This is a genomic window from Streptomyces sp. NPDC049577 (assembly GCF_040675635.1).
Taxonomy (GTDB): Bacteria; Actinomycetota; Actinomycetes; order Streptomycetales; family Streptomycetaceae; genus Streptomyces.
Genome location: NZ_JBFAPH010000123.1, coordinates 1 through 17226, shown reverse-complemented (window position 1 = coordinate 17226; position 17226 = coordinate 1). Strand labels below are relative to the sequence as shown.

Genomic DNA, 17226 nt, shown 5'->3' with positions numbered 1-17226 from the left:
GCCGGAGAGGGCCGGGGCCAGCACCGTGGCGGGCAGGCCGACGGAGTGCTCGTCGGCGTCGTCCTGATCCTCGCTCACGTCCGCGCCCGCCTCGGGCCACGCCGCGTCGGCGGACGCCGCGCCCGCCACCGACCAGGCGGCGTCGGACGCTTCGGCGGAAGGCACACGCGCAGGCGGCTCGGACACGGACCGAGCCGCGTCCGCGGCGGGCCACGCGGGGTCGACCGGCGCCTCGGGCGCGGACGCCCCCGCCGGAACGCCCTCGGCCGGCTCGGACGAGGACACACGCGCCTCCGCCCCGGGCCGCGCGGAGTCGACCGGCGCCTCGGGCGTGGACACGCCCTTGTCCGCAGCCGGCTCGTCCGCCGCCGGCTCGTCCGCCGAGCCCGGCGCCTGCGCGCCGGGTCGAACAGCCTCGGGCTCAGGCGCGGAACGCCCCGCCGACGCCGCGTCAGCAGACGCCTTGCCCAGGGAAAGGGCCGCGCCTGCCACGGGCTCGGCCGCCTCGGGCGACTCCGCCGACGGCACACCCGCAGCCGGCCCGGGCACGGAGTGCCCGGCCGACGCCGCGTCAGCGGACGGCTCGGCCGCCGCGGACCGCGTGGACGCGGTCTGCCGCTCCGGCGCAGAGGAATCCGCGCCCGGGCCCGCCGCAGGCGTCCGGCGGTCCGGGATGCCCATCGCGTCCGCCGCCTCCTGCAACCACTCCGGAGGACTGAGCAGGAACGACGTCGCGTTGAGGTCGATGCGGCCCGGCCGCTCGTCCGCCGGCGGGGCCGGCTCCTCCGCCGCGCCGTACTCCTCCTCGTACCGGCGGATCACCTCGCCCACCGGGAGGCCCGGCCACAGCGTCGTCTCGCCGCTGTCGCGGGCGATCACCAGACGGGCCGCACCGCCGTCGCTCCTCGGACCGCCCTCGCGGTCCTCGGCCCACACCACGAAGCCCAGGTCGAACTCCCGGACCCGCACCTCCCGGTGGAGATAGGCCGGCACGTCACCGTTGACCCAGCGTTCCGCGCGCTCCTGCGCCTGCGCGAACGTCACCATCGCGCGCTCATCCCTCCACCGGGACGGCGTGCGCGAAGCCGCCGTCCACCATCAGGTTCGCCACCGTCTCCAGCTCCGGCGGGCCACCCGCCAGACGGGACAGGAAGTCGTCGAAGTCCTCGCCGCACGGCAGCAGCAGCCGCTCGGTCCGCTCGGCCACCGACCAGCCGTCCCGGTCCCGGGCGTCGTCGTACGGGCAGAGCCAGACCGAACCGATCGCCTCGCCCTTCACCTTCACCGCCAGCACACCGCCCTGCACGAAGCACACACCCAGGTAGTCCTTGGTGAAGTGGTCGCGCAGACACTTGTTGACGTACACGAGATCGTTGACCGCCGCCTCGTCGCGCACCGTGAAGAAGGGCTGGTCCAGCAGCAGACCGAGCTCCGCGTCCAGCGCCGCGCCCACGGGGGCGCAGCCGCCGGCCGCCTTGAGGAACGCGCGGTAGGCGCCCGGAAGCCGGTACCCCAGGTCCTCCTCCACGCCCTGAACCTGCTGCTCCGTCACCGCCAGATCCCGCTGCGGCAGCGCGAAGTGCACCGGACGGGTCTCCTGCAACGGGCGCGTGCCCCGCTTCTCCTGGTCCACCTCGGCGGTCGCCAGACCGCCGTGATGCCGCAGCAACGCCTTGACCTCGGCCGGAATCAGCTCCAGCCGCCGGGTACGGGCCACGTGGTGCCAGGTCCAGCCGTGCGGCGTCGCCACCGCCGGCAGACTCGCCCACAACTCGTGGCCGGCCGCGAACAGCGCGGCGTTCGCCGACACGTAGTCGGTCAGCCGCAACTCGTCGACACCGAACCCCTCCGGCGGCTCGGCGATCTCCGCGGCCGCACGCGCGTACGGCGAGAAATCGGGGAACCCGTTCTCGTCCACGCGCACGCCCTTGGGGTAACGGCCGCGCCGTACCGGGTCCGGAAAGTGCACGACCTGCCCGGCGTAGGCCGCGTTCGGCGGCGCGGCAGCCTCCTGCCCGAGCCGACCTGTCGTCATGGCGGTTGCCCCCTGCTGACTGATGTGCTGGTGACCGACAGCCTATGCGGTGACGCAAGACGGGCCTCCGGCCCAGCCTCCGTCACTTCTTTACGATCTTGTGCTAACGCACAGCGTCCGGAACCGCGCGCGCCGGGTGCGCGCCCCACCACGCGCCCCGCGCGCCGGTACACCACCGCCTCCCGTACAACCGGCGTCACCACAGCGTTCACCCGGCGCACCAGGCGCACGCAACACCGACCTGCCTTCCACACCCGCCATCCCATTTGGCAGGCTGAACCCCGCAACAGGGGGATTGCACGGGAGGGAAGTACGACCATGCACACGACACGGGACCGCACGACCGAGGGCTCGACGCCCGGCGATCCCCGCCTCACCTGGAGCTCCACCGAGGACGCCGACAGACCACCCGCGCTCCTCCACCGCCGCGACGGCATCCTGCCCGCCGTCGCCGCCGCGCTCTCCGTCCGCGGCGAGACCCTCACCTGCACGGCCGGCAAGGCCGACCAGCCGCCCCGGCTGCACCCTCTCGTCCAGGACTTCCTGGACACCCTCACCAGCGACCGGCGCGAACGCTTCACCGGACGCTGCTCCGAAGCGGTCCTCCTCACCCGCTTCCTCACCGGCTTCGAAGCCGGCCGCAGCAAACGCGCCGCCCGCAAACCCCTCACCCACGGCGAGGCCCGGCGCGCCCTCAAGCACGCCAAACTGACAGCCCGTCACATCCGCGAGGACGGCGACCCCCACCACGGCACCTACGCACCGCCCTGCCGGTCCTGCACCGAACTGCTGGCCCACTTCGGCGTACGCACCGTCGACCCCGCCGCCCCGACCAACGGCAGGAGCTGACCGACCGCCGATGCGCGCATTCGACCGCACCGCAGCCACCCGCTTCCCCGTCGCCGTCGACGCCGCCCTGCGCGAAGCCGGCTGGCAGCCCGGCCGCTGGGACATCAAGGCCGCCGAGGGCTGGGCCGACGCCCTCCGCGCCCACGTCTCACCCGCCGGGCACCGCCACGCCGTATTCCCCGCCGCCGTCGAGGCGTGGGCCGAGTTCGGCGGCCTCACCATCACCGCCCCGGGACCGGGCCGGCACATCGCCCCCACCCCCTTCGAGATCGACCCCCTGCACGGCCTCCACCTCGCCCGCACCCTCGCCGACCTCGGCCGCGCCCTCGGCGCGGAGGTCTGCCCGCTGGGCCGCGAGATCGACACACAGGCACTTCTCGCCGTCGACGCCCACGGCCGCGTCTACAGCCTCGACCACACGGGCGACTGGTACCTCGGCTCCCACATCGACCACGCGATCGGCGCCCTCGTCCTGGGGCTCCGCCCCTCCCGCCTCACGGCCTCCGGCCCGGTCTGAGGATCCGCGGCGCGCACGCCGCACCCCACGGCGACGGCGGAGGTGCCCCCGCTTCCACCGGGGGCACGAGACGCACCGCCCGCCCCCGGCCCGCCACGACGCCGCTGCCGGACCGGCCTCACGGCCGGGACAGCACGGTCACCACCTCGGCCGAGCACCGCAGCGGCGGGAAAGAGCGCGGGGATCAACGATCCCCGCAACCCCTGACACGCGCCCGGGCACAAGACGCACCGCCCGCCTCCGGTCCGCCGCGGCGGCGGAAAGGGCGCCGGGGCGCAGCCCCGGTGGGCTCCGCCTCCCGGTGTTCGCCGGACCTCAGGGCCGGCTCGGTATGACCGCCGAGACGCGGAAGCCCCCCGCGTCCGTCGGGCCCGACACGAAGACGCCACCCAGCGCGGTCACGCGCTCCCGCATGCCGACAAGGCCGTTGCCACCGCTGGGCAGACCCGCGTCCGGACCACCGTCCGACGGGCCGTTCTCGACCTGGAGCGCGACCTCGGCCTCGCGGTGCGCCAGCCGCACCATCGCCTTCGCACCCGGGGCGTGCTTGTGGACGTTCGTCAGGGCCTCCTGCACCACCCTGTACGCCGTCCGCTCCACGCGCGGCTCGTACGCGCGCTCCTCACCCTCCACCATGAGCTCCACGGCCATCCCGGCCGCCCGCGACTGACCCACCAGATCGTCCAGCCGACCCAGACGAGGACCGTCACCGTCCCCGTCCGACGCCGACAACCGCGCCGAAGCCGCGGCGGCCACCGCCGCCAACCGCTCCGGCGGCGCGGCCGGCGCCGCCGCCGGGGCCGAGACCGCACCCTCCGAAGCCGTGCGCAGCACACCGAGCATCTCGCGCAGCTCCGTCAGCGCCTGCCGCCCCATGTCACCCACCAGCGCCGCGTTCCGCGACGCCTTCTCCGGATCCTTCAACGCGACCGCCTGCAACGCCGCCGCGTGCACCACCATCAGCGACACCCGGTGCGCCACCACGTCGTGCATCTCACGCGCGATCCGCGTCCGCTCCTCGTTCCGCGCCCACTCCGCGCGCTCCTCCGCACGCTCGGCCAGCAGCGACAGCTCCCGCTCCAGACCGTCCGCCCGCTCCCGCAGGCTCTCCACCAGCCGGCGTCTGGCACCCACGTACAGGCCGAGCAGCAACGGCGGAGCCGTCACCCCCAGCGACATCACCACGGAGAAGACCAGGATCAGCCAGAACCCAGGGTGATAGCCGTCCTGCGCCATGTCCCGGTGGAAACTCGCGAACGTCACGATCAGCGTCCCGGCCAGGGACGCCCCGGCCAGCACCACCGTGATCCGCCGCGGCACGTCGGAAGCGGCGAGCGTATAGAGGCCGACCACACCGAGCAGCAGGCCCATCTCGGCCGGAGTGATCGCGATCGAGACCAGCACCACCGCGATCGGCCACCGCCGCCGCAACAGCAACACGGCCCCCGCCGGCACCCCGGCCACACCACCCAGCACGGCCGGCAACCCGACCTTGTGGGCGAAAGCGATCCCCTCCAGCACGCACTCGAACGCCGACAGCAGGGCCAGCACCGAATCCAGCACCAGACTCCGCCGCCGCGCCCACCACCACGGCCCGGCGGGCGCGCCCCGCGCGCCCGCTCCCGCGATTGCCCCCGTTGTGGTCATACCACCCAGCCTACGGGCGGCCGCCACCGGATTTCCCGTGCGAGGAGCAGCACGGAGAGTAGGCGAGTACATGCACAAGGTGGGTATTTCGCTCGAACTGATGAATCGCTCAGGTATACGCCCTTCCATCTGATGTGCGGGGCGAGGCTGGCGTCATGGCAAAACCAGACCTGCGGGCCCGGGCCCGCGAGCTGCGCGTCGCGGGACGCAGCTACGACGAGATCGTGACCGAGCTCGGGGTGTCGAAGAGCTCGGTGTCGCTGTGGGTGCGGGACCTGCCGAAGCCGCAGAGGACGGCTGAGCGGATGCGGGAGATTGCGGAGGCCCGGTGGGCGCCGTACCGAGCAACGCGGGAGGCCGAGCGCCTGGACGCCAGGCAAAAGGCGGCCGGCGAGATCGGGGCGATGACGGATCGGGAGCTCTTCCTGGTGGGGGTGGGGCTCTACTGGTCAGAGGGAACCAAGAGCAAGCCGCACCGGCCGAGGGAACGCGTCGCCTTCATCAACAGCGACCCCGACATGATCTGCCTGTACTTGCGCTGGCTCGCCCTCCTGGGCGTGAAGCGCGAACGACTGCGGTTCTTCGTCATGATTCACGAGAACGCGGACGTAGCGGCCGCCGAGCGCTTCTGGGCCGAACTCGTCGGCGTCGAAGTCGGCGCCCTGGGCAAGACGACCCTCAAGAAACACAACGCGAAAACGGTGCGCAAGAACGTCGGCGAGCACTACCGCGGCTGCCTCATCGTTCACGTTCTCGACAGCGCTGACCTGTACCGTCGCATCGAGGGCTGGTGGTGCGGCATAGTGTTCTCTGCGTGTGCAACCGATCAACAAAATCGGACATAACGCGCACACCATCCCCTGTGGTGTAATTGGCAGCACAACAGACTTTGGATCTGTTAGTTCAGGTTCGAGCCCTGGCAGGGGAGCTCAAAGTTCGATTCTCGGGTCCTGACCCCCAGGTCAGGACCCGCCCGCGTTTCATGCTCAAAACGCACCGGTATCCTTCGAGTGTCCACCACCCGAAGCCAAAGGACACCTCCGTGAGCGCCAACCGCCCGGCAGCCGTCGTCGTCCTCGCCGCGGGTGAGGGCACCCGCATGAAGTCGGCGACCCCCAAGGTCCTGCACCCGATCTGCGGCCGCTCTCTCGTCGGTCACGTCGTGGCCGCCGCCCGTGAACTGGACCCCGAGCACCTCGTCGTCATCGTCGGCCACGCCCGCGAGCAGGTCGCCGCGCACCTGGCCGAGATCGACCCCGGCGTCCGCACCGCCGTGCAGTACGAGCAGAACGGCACCGGGCACGCCGTGCGCATGGGGCTGGAGGAGCTCTCGGGCAGCGGGATCAGGCTCGACGGCACCGTGGTCGTCGTCTGCGGCGACACCCCGCTGCTGACCGGCGAGACCCTCGAGCGGCTCGCCGGCGTGCACGCCGCCGACGGCAACGCCGTCACCGTGCTGACCGCCGAGGTCCCGGACTCCACCGGCTACGGGCGCATCGTGCGCGACGAGGCGACCGGTGCCGTGACCGCGATCGTCGAGCACAAGGACGCCACCGAGGCGCAGCGCGCGATCCGGGAGATCAACTCCGGGGTGTTCGCGTTCGACGCGCAGCTGCTGGCGGATGCGCTGGGCAAGGTGCGTACGGACAACAGCCAGGGCGAGGAGTACCTGACGGACGTCCTCGGCATTCTGCGTGAGGCCGGGCACCGGGTGGGTGCGGCCGTCGCGGGGGATCACCGGGAGATCCTGGGGATCAACAACCGCGTCCAGCTGGCGGAGGCGCGCCGGCTGCTCAACGAGCGGCTGCTGCACGCGGCGATGATGAGCGGTGTGACGGTTGTCGACCCGGCGTCGACGTGGGTGGACGTGACGGTGACGTTCGAGGCGGACGCGCTGGTCCATCCGGGTACCCAGCTGATGGGCGCCACGCATGTCTCCGCGCGCGCCGAGGTGGGGCCGAACTCGCGGCTGACGGACACCTCCGTGGGTGAGGGTGCCGTGGTGAGCAACACGGTCGCCGACTCGGCGGTCATCGGTGCGGGGGCGACGGTGGGTCCGTTCGCCTATCTGCGGCCGGGGACGCGGCTGGGCGCCAAGTCCAAGGCGGGTGCGTATGTCGAGATGAAGAACGCCGAGATCGGCGAGGGCACGAAGGTGCCGCATCTGTCGTACGTGGGTGATGCGACGATCGGTGAGTACACCAACATCGGTGCGGCGTCGGTGTTTGTGAACTACGACGGGGTGAACAAGCACCACACGACGATCGGCTCGCACTGCCGTACGGGTTCGGACAACATGTTTGTGGCTCCCGTCACGATCGGGGACGGCGCGTACACCGCGGCCGGCTCGGTCATCACCAAGGATGTGCCCCCGGGTTCGCTGGCCGTCGCACGTGGTCAGCAGCGGAATATCGAGGGCTGGGTGGCGCGCAAGCGCCCCGGGAGCGCGGCCGCGCAGGCCGCCTCCGCCGCTCTCAGCGACACCGAGGGCGAGCAGTGACCGTGACACCGGAACGCCCTGCGGGGCGTACCGTGATAAGCGCACACAAAGCGACATCCAAGGAGACTGTGCTGTGACCGGGATCAAGACGACCGGCGAGAAGAAGCTGATGCTCTTCTCCGGCCGCGCCCACCCCGAGCTTGCCGAGGAGGTCGCGCACCAGCTGGGCGTCGGCCTGGTCCCGACCAAGGCCTTCGACTTCGCGAACGGTGAGATCTACGTCCGCTTCCAGGAGTCCGCGCGTGGCGCGGACTGCTTCCTGATGCAGAGCCACACGGCTCCGATCAACAAGTGGGTGATGGAGCAGCTGATCATGATCGATGCTCTGAAGCGGGCCTCGGCCCGGAGCATCACCGTGATCCTGCCGTTCTACGGCTACGCCCGTCAGGACAAGAAGCACCGCGGCCGTGAGCCGATCTCCGCCCGTCTCATCGCGGATCTGATGAAGACGGCGGGTGCGGACCGCATCCTGACGGTCGACCTGCACACCGACCAGATCCAGGGCTTCTTCGACGGGCCGGTGGACCACCTGTTCGCGCTGCCGATCCTCGCGGACTACGTGGGTGCCAAGGTCGACCGCGACAAGCTGACGGTCGTCTCGCCGGACGCGGGTCGTGTGCGGGTGGCCGACCGCTGGTGCGACCGTCTGGGTGCGCCGCTGGCGATCGTCCACAAGCGCCGTGACAAGGATGTCGCCAACCAGGTCACCGTGCACGAGGTGGTCGGTGACGTGAAGGGCCGGGTCTGCGTCCTGGTCGACGACATGATCGACACCGGTGGCACGATCTGCGCCGCGGCGGACGCGCTGTTCGCCCACGGTGCCGCGGACGTCATCGTGACCGCGACGCACGGTGTGCTGTCGGGTCCGGCCGCCGACCGGCTGAAGAACTCGAAGGTGAGCGAGTTCGTGTTCACGAACACGCTGCCGACGCCGAACGAGCTGGAGCTCGACAAGATCACGGTGCTGTCGATCGCGCCGACGATCGCGCGTGCGGTGCGTGAGGTGTTCGAGGACGGTTCGGTGACGAGCCTCTTCGACGAGCAGGCCTGACGACCACGGTGACCTCCCGGTCATATTGATCGATTTTGGGGCGGCCTCCCCGCCGGGTACACTCAGCGAGTTGCTCGGCGAGGGAGGCCGCACCCTTTTCTGGGGTGTGCGGCGGTCCGTTATCGACGCGCTCTTCGTAGCAGGTCTGTCGTGGGCCGGGTAACGGCCGCCAGATCGCAATCGACTACGAGGAGTGCCCCGTGTCCGAGGTCAAGATTCCCGCCCAGGTCCGCACCGAGTTCGGCAAGGGCTTCGCCCGCCGTACCCGCGCCGCCGGCCGCGTTCCCGCCGTCGTCTACGGCCACGGCTCCGAGGCGCTGCACGTGACCCTGCCGGGCCACGACCTGATGATGGCGCTCAAGACCCCCAACGTCCTGCTCTCCGTGGACATCGAGGGCCGCAACGAGCTGGTCATCCCCAAGCAGGTCCAGCGTGACCCGCTGAAGGGCTTCCTGGTCCACGTCGACCTGCTGGTCGTCAAGCGTGGCGAGAAGGTCACCGTCGAGGTTCCGGTCCACACCGAGGGCGAGCTGGCCCCGGGCGGCAACCTGCTCGAGCACACCCTGACCGCTCTGCCGGTCGAGGCCGAGGCCACCCACATCCCCGAGGCCGTCACCGTCTCCGTCGCGGGCCTGGAGGCCGGTGCCTCCGTGCTGGCGAAGGACATCGTCCTGCCGGCCGGTGTCGCGCTCGCCGTTGACGCCGAGGCCGTCGTGCTGCACGTCGTCGCCGGTGACGCCCCGGTCGCCGAGGCCACCGAGGGTGCCGAGGCCTGATCCCGGCCCGGCTTTTTCCTTTCGACCGCCGTCCCGCTCCCCCCGGAGCGGGGCGGCGGTCGGCTATGAAGGGGCTACGAAGGGGCTATGAAGGAGACATGCAGATGACGGACGACTCGAGCCCCTGGCTGATCGTGGGTCTGGGCAACCCCGGATCCGAGTACGCGGGCAATCGCCACAACGTGGGCTTCATGGTCGCGGACCTGCTCGCGGACCGTATGCGGGCGAAGTTCAAGGCGCACAAGGCGCGGGCCCAGGTCGTCGAGGGCCGCCTGGGTGCCCCGGGGCCGTCGAGCCGCCGTGTGGTGGTCGCGAAGCCGATGTCGTTCATGAACCTCTCGGGCGGTCCGGTGACCGCCCTGCGCGACTTCTACAAGGTGCCGGTCGATCGGATCGTCGTCGTCCACGACGAGCTGGACATCGACTACGGCACGCTGCGTCTGAAGCTGGGCGGCGGGGACAACGGCCACAACGGTCTGAAGTCCATCACGAAGTCGCTGGGCGCGGAGTACCACCGCGTCCGCTTCGGCATCGGCCGGCCGCCGGGCCGGATGCAGGTGGCGGATTTCGTCCTGAAGGACTTCTCGACGGTGGAGCGCAAGGAGCTCGACTACCAGGTGGACCGGGCGGCGGACGCGGTCGAGGCGCTTGTCACCGAGGGCCTGGAGCGGGCGCAGAGCACGTACAACAGCTGAGCGCGAGACGCGTGACACGGGTGGGGCCCGCGCCGTTCGGCGCGGGCCCCACCCGTGTCGTCCAGGAGCCGACCGCAGGTCAGCCCGTGTTGCGCAGGCCGGCCGCCACGCCGTTGACGGTGAGCAGGAGGGCCCGGGCCAGCAGCGGGTCGGGTTCCTCGCCGCGGCGGGCGGCTTCGCGCTGGCGGTGCAGGAGGGTGACCTGGAGGTAGGAGATCGGGTCCAGGTAGGCGTCGCGGATGTGGAAGGTCTGGCTCAGTACGGGGCTGGCGTCGAGCAGTTCCTTCTCGCCGGTGATGCGCAGGACCTCGGCCACGGTGAGCTCGTGTTCGGTGCGGATGACGTCGAAGACGTGCTTGAGCTCGTCGGGGACGAGGGTGTCGACGTAGTGGGCGGCGATGCGCAGGTCGGTCTTGGCGAGGGTCATCTCCACGTTGGAGAGGAAGTTCTGGAAGAAGTGCCAGTGCTCGTGCATCTCTTCCAGGACGGTGTCCAGGCCGGCCTCGCGGGCGGCCTGGAGGCCGGAGCCGACGCCGTACCAGCCGGGGACGATCTGGCGTGACTGGGTCCAGCCGAAGACCCAGGGGATGGCCCGCAGGCCGTCGAGGCCGGCGCCGGAGTCGGGGCGGCGGGAGGGGCGGGAGCCTAGGTGGAGCTCGGCGAGCTGGTCGACGGGGGTCGAGGCGAAGAAGTAGGCGGGCAGGTCGGGGTCCTCGACCAGGCGCCGGTAGGCGGCGTGGGCCGCGTCGGAGACGGTGTCCATGGCGGCGTCCCAGCGGGCGAGCGCCTCGTCGGACTGGCGCGGCGCGGTGTGCAGGGCGGACGCCTGGAGGGTGGCGGCGACGGTGAGTTCCAGGTTCTCGCGGGCGAGGGCCGGGATGAGGTACTTGTCGGAGATGACCTCGCCCTGCTCGGTGACCTTGATCTCGCCTTCGAGGGTGCCCCAGGGCTGGGCGAGGATCGCGTCGTGGGTGGGGCCGCCGCCGCGGCCGACGGTGCCGCCGCGGCCGTGGAAGAGGCGGAGCCGTACGCCGTAGCGGTGGGCGACGTCGCGCAGCCGGCGCTGGGCGCGGTGGATCTCCCACTGGGAGGTGGTGATGCCGCCGAACTTGGAGGAGTCGGAGTAGCCGAGCATGACCTCCTGGACGTCGCCGCGCAGGGCGACGAGGCGCCGGTAGGAGGGGTCGGCGAGCATGTCGTCGAGGATGCGGTCGGCTTCCTTGAGCTCGTCGGTGGTCTCCAGCAGCGGGACGATGCCGATGCGGGCCCAGCCGGCGTGCAGGTCGACGAGGCCGGCCTCGCGGGCGAGGACGGCGGCGGCGAAGACGTCGTCGGCGCCCTGGCACATGGAGATGATGTAGGACTCGACGACCTCGGGGCCGAAGCGCTCCAGGGCCTCGCGGACGGTGGTGAAGACGCCGAGGGTCTTGCGGCCGGCCTCGTCGAGCGGGGCGGGGGCGGGTGCCAGGGGGCGGCGGGAGCGCAGTTCCTTGGCGAGCAGCCGGCGGCGGTAGTCGCGCGGCATGTCGGCGTAGCGCCAGGATTCCTCGCCGAGGCGGTCGAAGAGCTGGCCGAGGGCGTGGTGGTGGGCGTCGGCGTGCTCGCGGACGTCCATGGTCGCCAGGTGCAGTCCGAGGGCGCCCAGGGTGCGGATGGCGCGCTCCAGGCGGCCGTTGGCGATCAGTTCGCCGCGGTGGGCGCGGAGGGAGTCCTGGATGAGCTGGAGGTCGGTGAGGAGCTCGCCGGTGCCGAGGTAGTCGCGGCCTTCCTCGTGCGGGGTGTTGCGGGCGAGGCGCTCGCGGGTGTTGACGAGCTTCTGGCGGATGCAGGTGGCCTTGAGCCGGTAGGGCTCCTCGGCGTTGAGCCGCTTGTAGCGGGGGCTGATCTCGGGGAGCAGCTCTATGTCGCGCTGGAGCGAGGTGAGCAGTTCCTCGGTGGCGCCGCTGTTGCGGATGGAGTTGGAGAGGGCGCCGCGCAGCTGGTCGACGACCTCCAGTGCGTCGGTGATGCCGTGCTCGTGCTGGAGGATCAGGACGTCCCAGGTGACCTGGGGGGTGACGTTGGGGTTGCCGTCGCGGTCGCCGCCGATCCAGGTGCCGAAGGTCAGCGGCCGGGTGCCGGCGGGCAGGGGGACGCCGACCCGCTCCAGCTCGGCCTCCAGGTCCTCCAGGACGTCGCCGACGGCGCGCGCGTGGAGCTCATCGAGGTAGTAGATGGCGTTGCGGGCCTCGTCGGTGGGCTCGGGGCGGGCGACGCGCAGTTCGTCGGTCTGCCAGAGCAGGTCGATGTTCTCGGCGAGGCGCAGGTCGGTGCGGCGGCGGTCGCCGGTGCCGGCGGCCAGGGTCTCCAGCAGCTCGGCGATGCGACGCAGCTTGTTGAGCACGCTGCGGCGGGCGGCCTCGGTGGGGTGGGCGGTGAAGACGGGGCGTACGCCCAGGTTGGCGATGGTCTTCCGCAGGTGCTCGGGGTCGGCGTCCTTGAGCTGGTCGGCGGTGCGGGCGAGGATCGAGCCCTCGGCCTCGCGCCGGGCGCGCAGCTCGCGGCCGCGGTGGACCTGTTCGGTGACGTTCGCCAGATGGAAGTAGGTCGAGAAGGCGCGCACCAGCTTGGCGGCGGTCTCCAGGTCCGTCTCGCCCAGCAGCGCCGCGGCCGCCTCGCCGTCGGTGCGGGTCAGGGCGCGCACCCGTTCGACGAGTTCCAGGAGGTCTTCACCCTCCTGGCGGACCAGGGTCTCGCCCAGGAGTTCCCCGAGGCGGCGGATGTCGGCGCGAAGGGCGGCGTTGGTGTGGTCGGCACTGCTCACAGGTGCGGCTCCTCGGATGGTACGAGCACGTCTGGAGGGGTGGCGGACCGCGCTGTCCGACGGCACCAGCATAGGTCTCCCGCGCCGGGGCGCCCGACGCGCGTGTTGTCCGGCGACCCTCTTGCTCCCACCGCACCGCCTGCCATACTTACGATTCCGTAGGTTACGGAACCGTAGCCGTGCTCCGAGCCCCATGAGGGAACCCATGACTGCAAGCCCCGACGTGATCGAAGACGCGCCGAAGGCCCAGGAAAGCCAGCTCCCCTCCGCGACCCTGGGGGGAGACAGCAAGCGATCGGTCGAACAGATCACGCTGCTGCTGTTCATCACCGTTCCGTTCATCGCGCTGCTCGCCGCCGTCCCGCTGGCCTGGGGCTGGGGGGTGAGCTGGCTTGATCTGGGGCTGCTGGTGGTCATGTACTACATCGGCTGCCACGGCATCACGATCGGCTTCCACCGCTACTTCACGCACGGTTCGTTCAAGGCCAAGCGGCCGCTGCGGATCGCGCTGGCGATCATGGGGTCGCTGGCCGTGGAGGGCCCGCTGGTGCGCTGGGTGGCGGACCACCGCAGGCACCACAAGTTCTCGGACGCCGAGGGCGACCCGCACTCGCCCTGGCGGTACGGGGAGAGTGTGCCCGCGCTGATGAAGGGCCTGTGGTGGGCCCACGTCGGGTGGATGTTCGACGAGGAGCAGACGCCGCAGCACAAGTACGCCCCCGACCTGATCAAGGACCCGGCGCTGCGCGCGGTCTCCCGTCAGTTCGTGCTGTGGACGAGCGTCTCGCTGCTGATCCCGCCGCTGGTCGGCGGTCTGGCGACGATGTCGTGGTGGGGTGCGGCAACGGCGTTCTTCTGGGGTTCGCTGGTACGGGTGGCGCTGCTGCACCACGTGACGTGGTCGATCAACTCGATCTGTCACGCGGTCGGCAAGCGGCCGTTCAAGTCGCGCGACCGCTCGGGCAACGTGTGGTGGCTGGCCGTCCTCTCCTGCGGCGAGTCCTGGCACAACCTGCACCACGCCGACCCGACCTCGGCCCGGCACGGGGTGCTGCGGGGGCAGCTCGACTCCAGCGCCCGTATCATCCGCTGGTTCGAGAAGGCCGGCTGGGCGTACGACGTGCGCTGGCCGAGTACGGACCGCATCGCCTCCCGGCGGGCGTCCGGGGACGACTCCCAGCGGAAGGAAGCCGCCGCTCAGGCGGCATGATTGACAGCGTGGCGATCGACGGCAACACCTTTCCCAGCCCCTCCGACGACAAGGGCGGCCCGGCTGCGGGCCGCGCCCCCCGGCGCACCCGCCGGGTGCGGATGACGGGCGCGGAGCGCCGGGAGCAGCTGCTGGACGTCGGTCGCACGCTCTTCGCCGAGCGCGGTTTCGAGGGCACGTCGGTGGAGGAGATCGCGGCCAAGGCCGGGGTCTCCAAGCCGGTGGTGTACGAGCACTTCGGCGGCAAGGAGGGGCTGTACGCGGTCGTGGTCGACCGGGAGATGCGGCAGCTGCTCGACATGGTCACCGGCGCCCTGACCGCGGGCCACCCCCGTGAGCTGCTGGAGCAGGCGGCGTTCGCGCTGCTCGACTACATCGAGACGTATACGGACGGCTTCCGGATCCTCGTCCGCGACTCGCCCGTCGCCCAGTCGACGGGCACCTTCGCCTCGCTCATCAGCGACATCGCGACCCAGGTCGAGGACATCCTGGGCCTGGAGTTCAAGGCCCGCGGCTTCGACCCGAAGCTCGCCCCCCTCTACGCCCAGGCGCTGGTCGGCATGGTGGCCCTGACGGGCCAGTGGTGGCTGGACGTCCGCAAGCCCCGCAAGGCGGAGGTGGCGGCGCACCTGGTCAATCTGGCCTGGCACGGCCTGGACGGCCTGGAGCCGAAGCCGCGCCTGATAGGGCACCGCAAGTCCTGACGGACGGTCGCAGGGGTGAAGGGCGCGGCACGCACCCTTCACCCGTCCGCGACGGCGGAGCCCGGCAGTACCGAGCGCTGCGGCCGGCATCCGGGGCACCGCCCCCCTTGCGGCCGGGTTCGGTACGGGTGAAGGGTGCGGCACGCACCCTTCTTCCCGCCGCGACGGCGGAGCCCGGCGGTACCGAGCGCTGCGGCCGGCATCCGGGGCACCACACGGCCCTTGCGGCCGGTCCGGCACCGCCGGGCCGCGCCACGGTGGCGATCGCCGTCGCGGCGGAGAAGAAGGGGTGGACGCCCCTTCCAGCCCCGCCCGGCATCCGGGGCACCACACGGCCCTTGCGGCCGGTCCGGCACCGCCGGGCCGCGCCGCGGTGGCGATCGCCGTCGCGGCGGAGAAGAAGGGGTGGACGCCCCTTCCAGCCCCGCCCGATTCACTCCGGCGTGGTGGCCACCACGAAGACGCGGCGGAAGGGGAAGACCGTGCCCTGCGGGCCGGCCGGGTAGGCCGTGCGCAGGCGGGCCGCGTAGGTGGTGAGGAATTCCTCCGTCGCCGCCGGGTCGTCGGCCAGGGCCGTGAGGACCGGGCGGAGGGTGGTGCCCTTCATCCAGTCGAGGACCGGGTCCTCGCCCGGGAGTACCTGCACGTACGTCGTCTCCCAGGCGTCCACCGCGCAGCCCAGCGCGGTCAGGCCGGCCAGGTACTCGGCGGGGGCCAGGACCTCGTTCGTGCGGCGGCCCGCAGGGCCGAGGCGCTCGGCGCACAGCTCGCGCAGCAGCGTGTGGCTGGGGGCGTCGCCGTTGCCGGGGACCTGGAAGGCGAGGACGCCGCCGGGCACCAGGCCCCTTGTCCAGGCCGCGAAGGCGGCGGCGTGGCCGGGAACCCACTGGAGCGCCGCGTTGGAGACGATGAGGTCGTAGGGCTCGTCCGGCACCCAGTCCGCCAGATCGGCGTGGGCGAAGTCGAGCCGGCCGCCGCCGGGGGCCGGCCCGGCGAGGGCGGCCGCCTCGCGGAGCATGTCGGCGGAGTTGTCGAGGCCCGTGATGTACGCGCCGGGCCAGCGGTCGGCGAGGAGCGCGGTGGCGTTGCCTGGGCCGCAGCCCAGGTCGGCGATGCGGGCGGGGCGGCCCCGCGCGGGCAGGGCGGGGACGCGGGCGAGGAGGTCCGTGAAGGGCCGGGTGCGGTGGTCGGCGTGGCGGAGGTATTGGCGTGGGTCCCAGCGCGGCATGGCGTGAAGCCTCCCTGTGCGAGCTGTCCCCAGGATCTCCACCCAAGTCTCTCGACGTCAAGAGACTTCATGTCGACAGACCAACTACACTGTCCCCATGGAGGACGAGGTCGATCGGCTGGTCGCGGCGTGGCGCCGAGAGCGCCCCGATCTCGACGTGGAACCACTCGAGGTGCTCAGCCGGGTCAGCAGGCTGGCCCGCCACCTCGACCGGGCGCGGCGCATCGCCTTCGCGGAGCACCAGCTGGAGCCCTGGGAGTTCGACGTCCTGACCTCCCTGCGCCGGGCCGGGGCGCCCTACCAGCTCTCCCCCGGGCAGCTGCTGACACAGACCCTGGTCACCTCCGGCACCATGACGAACCGCATCGACCGGCTCGCCAAGCGCGGCCTGGTCCAGCGCGAGCCCGACCCCAACGACCGGCGCGGCGTGCTCGTACGGCTCACGCCCGAGGGGCGGAACCGGGCCGACGAGGCCCTGGCCGGGCTGCTCGCGCAGGAGCGCGCGATCCTCGGCGAGCTCTCCCCCGAGCAGCGTCGCGAACTGGCCTCGCTGCTACGCGAGTTGACCGCCCCGTTCGACAACATCCCCGGCTAGGTCCACCGGACCCACGCCGGCCCGCCGGGCCAGCGCCACCGCGGCGAGCGTGGAGTGCACGCCGAGCTTGCCCAGGACGTTCTGCATATGGGTGCGCACCGTGTGCGGGGAGAGGAAGAGCCGCTCGGCGACCGCCTTGCGGCCCAGCCCGGCCACCATGCAGCGCAGCACCTCGCGCTCGCGCGGGGTCAGCGACTCCACCAGCCGCTCGCTCTCGGTGCGGTGCTTGCGCGCGGCCGTCAGCTCGCGGAGCACGCCCGTCAGCAGGGCGGGCGGCAGATGCGTCTCGTCCCGCAGCACGCCCCGTATCACCGCGAGGAGCCTGGAGAGCGAGCAGTCCTTGGCCACCCAGCCGCCGGCCCCGGCCTGCAGTGCGGCGGCGGCCCGGCGCGGGTCGTCGCGCTCGGCCAGCACGACCGTCCTCACCCCTGGATGGCCCGTGCGCACACCGGCCACCAGCGAGATGCCGTCGACCACGTCGCCGGCGGCCGGGCCGTCCTGACCCGGGCCGCGCAGCGGCGCGGGCCCGCCCGGCCCGCCCATGGCGCCCGCCCCGACGGGCCCGACCGGCCCGTGCGGGCCGTCGCCGCCGGTCGCGCCGAGGTGGGCGTCGATC

15 protein-coding genes, 1 tRNA gene and 1 pseudogene are annotated in these 17226 nt (G+C 72.0%); 11 read left to right on the top strand and 6 right to left on the bottom strand.

All coding sequences use genetic code 11. The features are described 5' to 3' along the window. Together AB0K09_RS16125 and AB0K09_RS16120 are read right to left on the bottom strand one after the other, a co-directional pair. Positions 1-1047, bottom strand: a pseudogene (locus AB0K09_RS16125) (hypothetical protein); the annotation flags it as partial. 7 nt (positions 1048-1054) lie between these two features. Continuing rightward, positions 1055-2035: an HNH endonuclease gene (locus AB0K09_RS16120; protein ID WP_366065993.1), complete on the bottom strand. Its 981-nt coding sequence runs from the start codon at positions 2033-2035 to the stop codon at positions 1055-1057. Positions 2036-2353: 318 nt separating this feature from the next. Between AB0K09_RS16120 and AB0K09_RS16115 the strand changes: the two genes are divergently transcribed. Continuing rightward, positions 2354-2884 (top strand): YwqJ-related putative deaminase, encoded by a 531-nt coding sequence (locus AB0K09_RS16115; RefSeq protein WP_366065992.1) that lies wholly within the window; start codon positions 2354-2356, stop codon positions 2882-2884. 10 nt (positions 2885-2894) lie between these two features. Continuing rightward, on the top strand, positions 2895-3401 hold the full coding sequence (locus AB0K09_RS16110; RefSeq protein WP_366065991.1) for an SUKH-3 domain-containing protein: 507 nt from the start codon (positions 2895-2897) through the stop codon (positions 3399-3401). A gap of 315 nt (positions 3402-3716) precedes the next feature. Here AB0K09_RS16110 and AB0K09_RS16105 read toward each other — a convergent pair whose 3' ends face one another. Continuing rightward, a complete protein-coding gene (locus tag AB0K09_RS16105; RefSeq protein WP_366065990.1) occupies positions 3717-5048 on the bottom strand; it encodes a histidine kinase in 1332 nt (443 codons plus the stop codon). Between the two features lie 155 nt (positions 5049-5203). Between AB0K09_RS16105 and AB0K09_RS16100 the strand changes: the two genes are divergently transcribed. The 6 genes from AB0K09_RS16100 (at position 5204) to pth (ending at position 10070) form a co-directional block, all read left to right on the top strand. Beyond that, positions 5204-5893, top strand: coding sequence for a hypothetical protein (locus AB0K09_RS16100; protein ID WP_366065989.1), 690 nt, complete (start codon positions 5204-5206; stop codon positions 5891-5893). 11 nt (positions 5894-5904) lie between these two features. Continuing rightward, positions 5905-5976: transfer RNA gene (locus tag AB0K09_RS16095), tRNA-Gln, on the top strand. Between the two features lie 114 nt (positions 5977-6090). Continuing rightward, complete coding sequence (gene glmU / locus AB0K09_RS16090) at positions 6091-7548, top strand: bifunctional UDP-N-acetylglucosamine diphosphorylase/glucosamine-1-phosphate N-acetyltransferase GlmU (protein ID WP_366065988.1); 1458 nt, start codon at positions 6091-6093, stop codon at positions 7546-7548. Between the two features lie 73 nt (positions 7549-7621). Beyond that, positions 7622-8599 carry a ribose-phosphate diphosphokinase gene (locus AB0K09_RS16085; RefSeq protein ID WP_366065987.1) on the top strand — a complete coding sequence of 326 codons (978 nt, stop codon included), beginning with the start codon at positions 7622-7624 and terminating at the stop codon, positions 8597-8599. 200 nt (positions 8600-8799) lie between these two features. Continuing rightward, positions 8800-9375, top strand: coding sequence for a 50S ribosomal protein L25/general stress protein Ctc (locus tag AB0K09_RS16080; RefSeq protein ID WP_366065986.1), 576 nt, complete (start codon positions 8800-8802; stop codon positions 9373-9375). A gap of 104 nt (positions 9376-9479) precedes the next feature. Then, a complete protein-coding gene (pth, locus tag AB0K09_RS16075; RefSeq protein WP_366065985.1) occupies positions 9480-10070 on the top strand; it encodes an aminoacyl-tRNA hydrolase in 591 nt (196 codons plus the stop codon). A 79-nt stretch (positions 10071-10149) separates the two neighbouring features. On the opposite strand, the gene ppc is transcribed toward pth, so the two are convergent. Further along, complete coding sequence (gene ppc, locus AB0K09_RS16070; RefSeq protein WP_366065984.1) at positions 10150-12873, bottom strand: phosphoenolpyruvate carboxylase; 2724 nt, start codon at positions 12871-12873, stop codon at positions 10150-10152. 205 nt (positions 12874-13078) lie between these two features. Here ppc and AB0K09_RS16065 point away from each other — a divergent pair, with 205 nt between their 5' ends. Both AB0K09_RS16065 and AB0K09_RS16060 read left to right on the top strand, forming a co-directional pair. Continuing rightward, the gene (locus AB0K09_RS16065; protein WP_366065983.1) at positions 13079-14083 is read left to right on the top strand and encodes a fatty acid desaturase; all 1005 of its coding nucleotides are present in this window, start codon (positions 13079-13081) and stop codon (positions 14081-14083) included. Further along, positions 14080-14787, top strand: a complete 708-nt coding sequence (locus AB0K09_RS16060) for a TetR/AcrR family transcriptional regulator (protein WP_366065982.1) — start codon at positions 14080-14082, stop codon at positions 14785-14787. Before AB0K09_RS16065 ends, AB0K09_RS16060 begins: the two co-directional genes overlap by 4 nt. 433 nt (positions 14788-15220) lie before the next feature. Here AB0K09_RS16060 and AB0K09_RS16055 read toward each other — a convergent pair whose 3' ends face one another. Then, complete coding sequence (locus AB0K09_RS16055; protein ID WP_366065981.1) at positions 15221-16015, bottom strand: trans-aconitate 2-methyltransferase; 795 nt, start codon at positions 16013-16015, stop codon at positions 15221-15223. Between the two features lie 97 nt (positions 16016-16112). On the opposite strand from AB0K09_RS16055, the gene AB0K09_RS16050 reads away from it, so the two are divergent. Further along, positions 16113-16610, top strand: a complete 498-nt coding sequence (locus AB0K09_RS16050; RefSeq protein ID WP_366065980.1) for a MarR family transcriptional regulator — start codon at positions 16113-16115, stop codon at positions 16608-16610. Here the strand turns inward: AB0K09_RS16050 and AB0K09_RS16045 are convergent. Continuing rightward, positions 16569-17226, bottom strand: a 658-nt coding sequence (locus tag AB0K09_RS16045) for a response regulator transcription factor (protein ID WP_366065979.1), incomplete at its 5' end; no start/stop codon positions are given. The two genes, AB0K09_RS16050 and AB0K09_RS16045, sit on opposite strands and share 42 nt — an antisense overlap.

Excerpts from the sequence above, each read along its gene's own strand:
- pth (WP_366065985.1), top strand. The coding sequence starts at position 9,480 with ATGACGGACGACTCGAGCCCCTGGCTGATCGTGGGTCTGGGCAACCCC.
- AB0K09_RS16110 (WP_366065991.1), top strand. The coding sequence starts at position 2,895 with ATGCGCGCATTCGACCGCACCGCAGCCACCCGCTTCCCCGTCGCCGTC.
- AB0K09_RS16120 (WP_366065993.1), bottom strand. The coding sequence starts at position 2,035 with ATGACGACAGGTCGGCTCGGGCAGGAGGCTGCCGCGCCGCCGAACGCG.
- AB0K09_RS16065 (WP_366065983.1), top strand. The coding sequence starts at position 13,079 with ATGACTGCAAGCCCCGACGTGATCGAAGACGCGCCGAAGGCCCAGGAA.
- AB0K09_RS16115 (WP_366065992.1), top strand. The coding sequence starts at position 2,354 with ATGCACACGACACGGGACCGCACGACCGAGGGCTCGACGCCCGGCGAT.
- AB0K09_RS16050 (WP_366065980.1), top strand. The coding sequence starts at position 16,113 with ATGGAGGACGAGGTCGATCGGCTGGTCGCGGCGTGGCGCCGAGAGCGC.
- AB0K09_RS16060 (WP_366065982.1), top strand. The coding sequence starts at position 14,080 with ATGATTGACAGCGTGGCGATCGACGGCAACACCTTTCCCAGCCCCTCC.
- AB0K09_RS16055 (WP_366065981.1), bottom strand. The coding sequence starts at position 16,015 with ATGCCGCGCTGGGACCCACGCCAATACCTCCGCCACGCCGACCACCGC.
- AB0K09_RS16100 (WP_366065989.1), top strand. The coding sequence starts at position 5,204 with ATGGCAAAACCAGACCTGCGGGCCCGGGCCCGCGAGCTGCGCGTCGCG.
- AB0K09_RS16105 (WP_366065990.1), bottom strand. The coding sequence starts at position 5,048 with ATGACCACAACGGGGGCAATCGCGGGAGCGGGCGCGCGGGGCGCGCCC.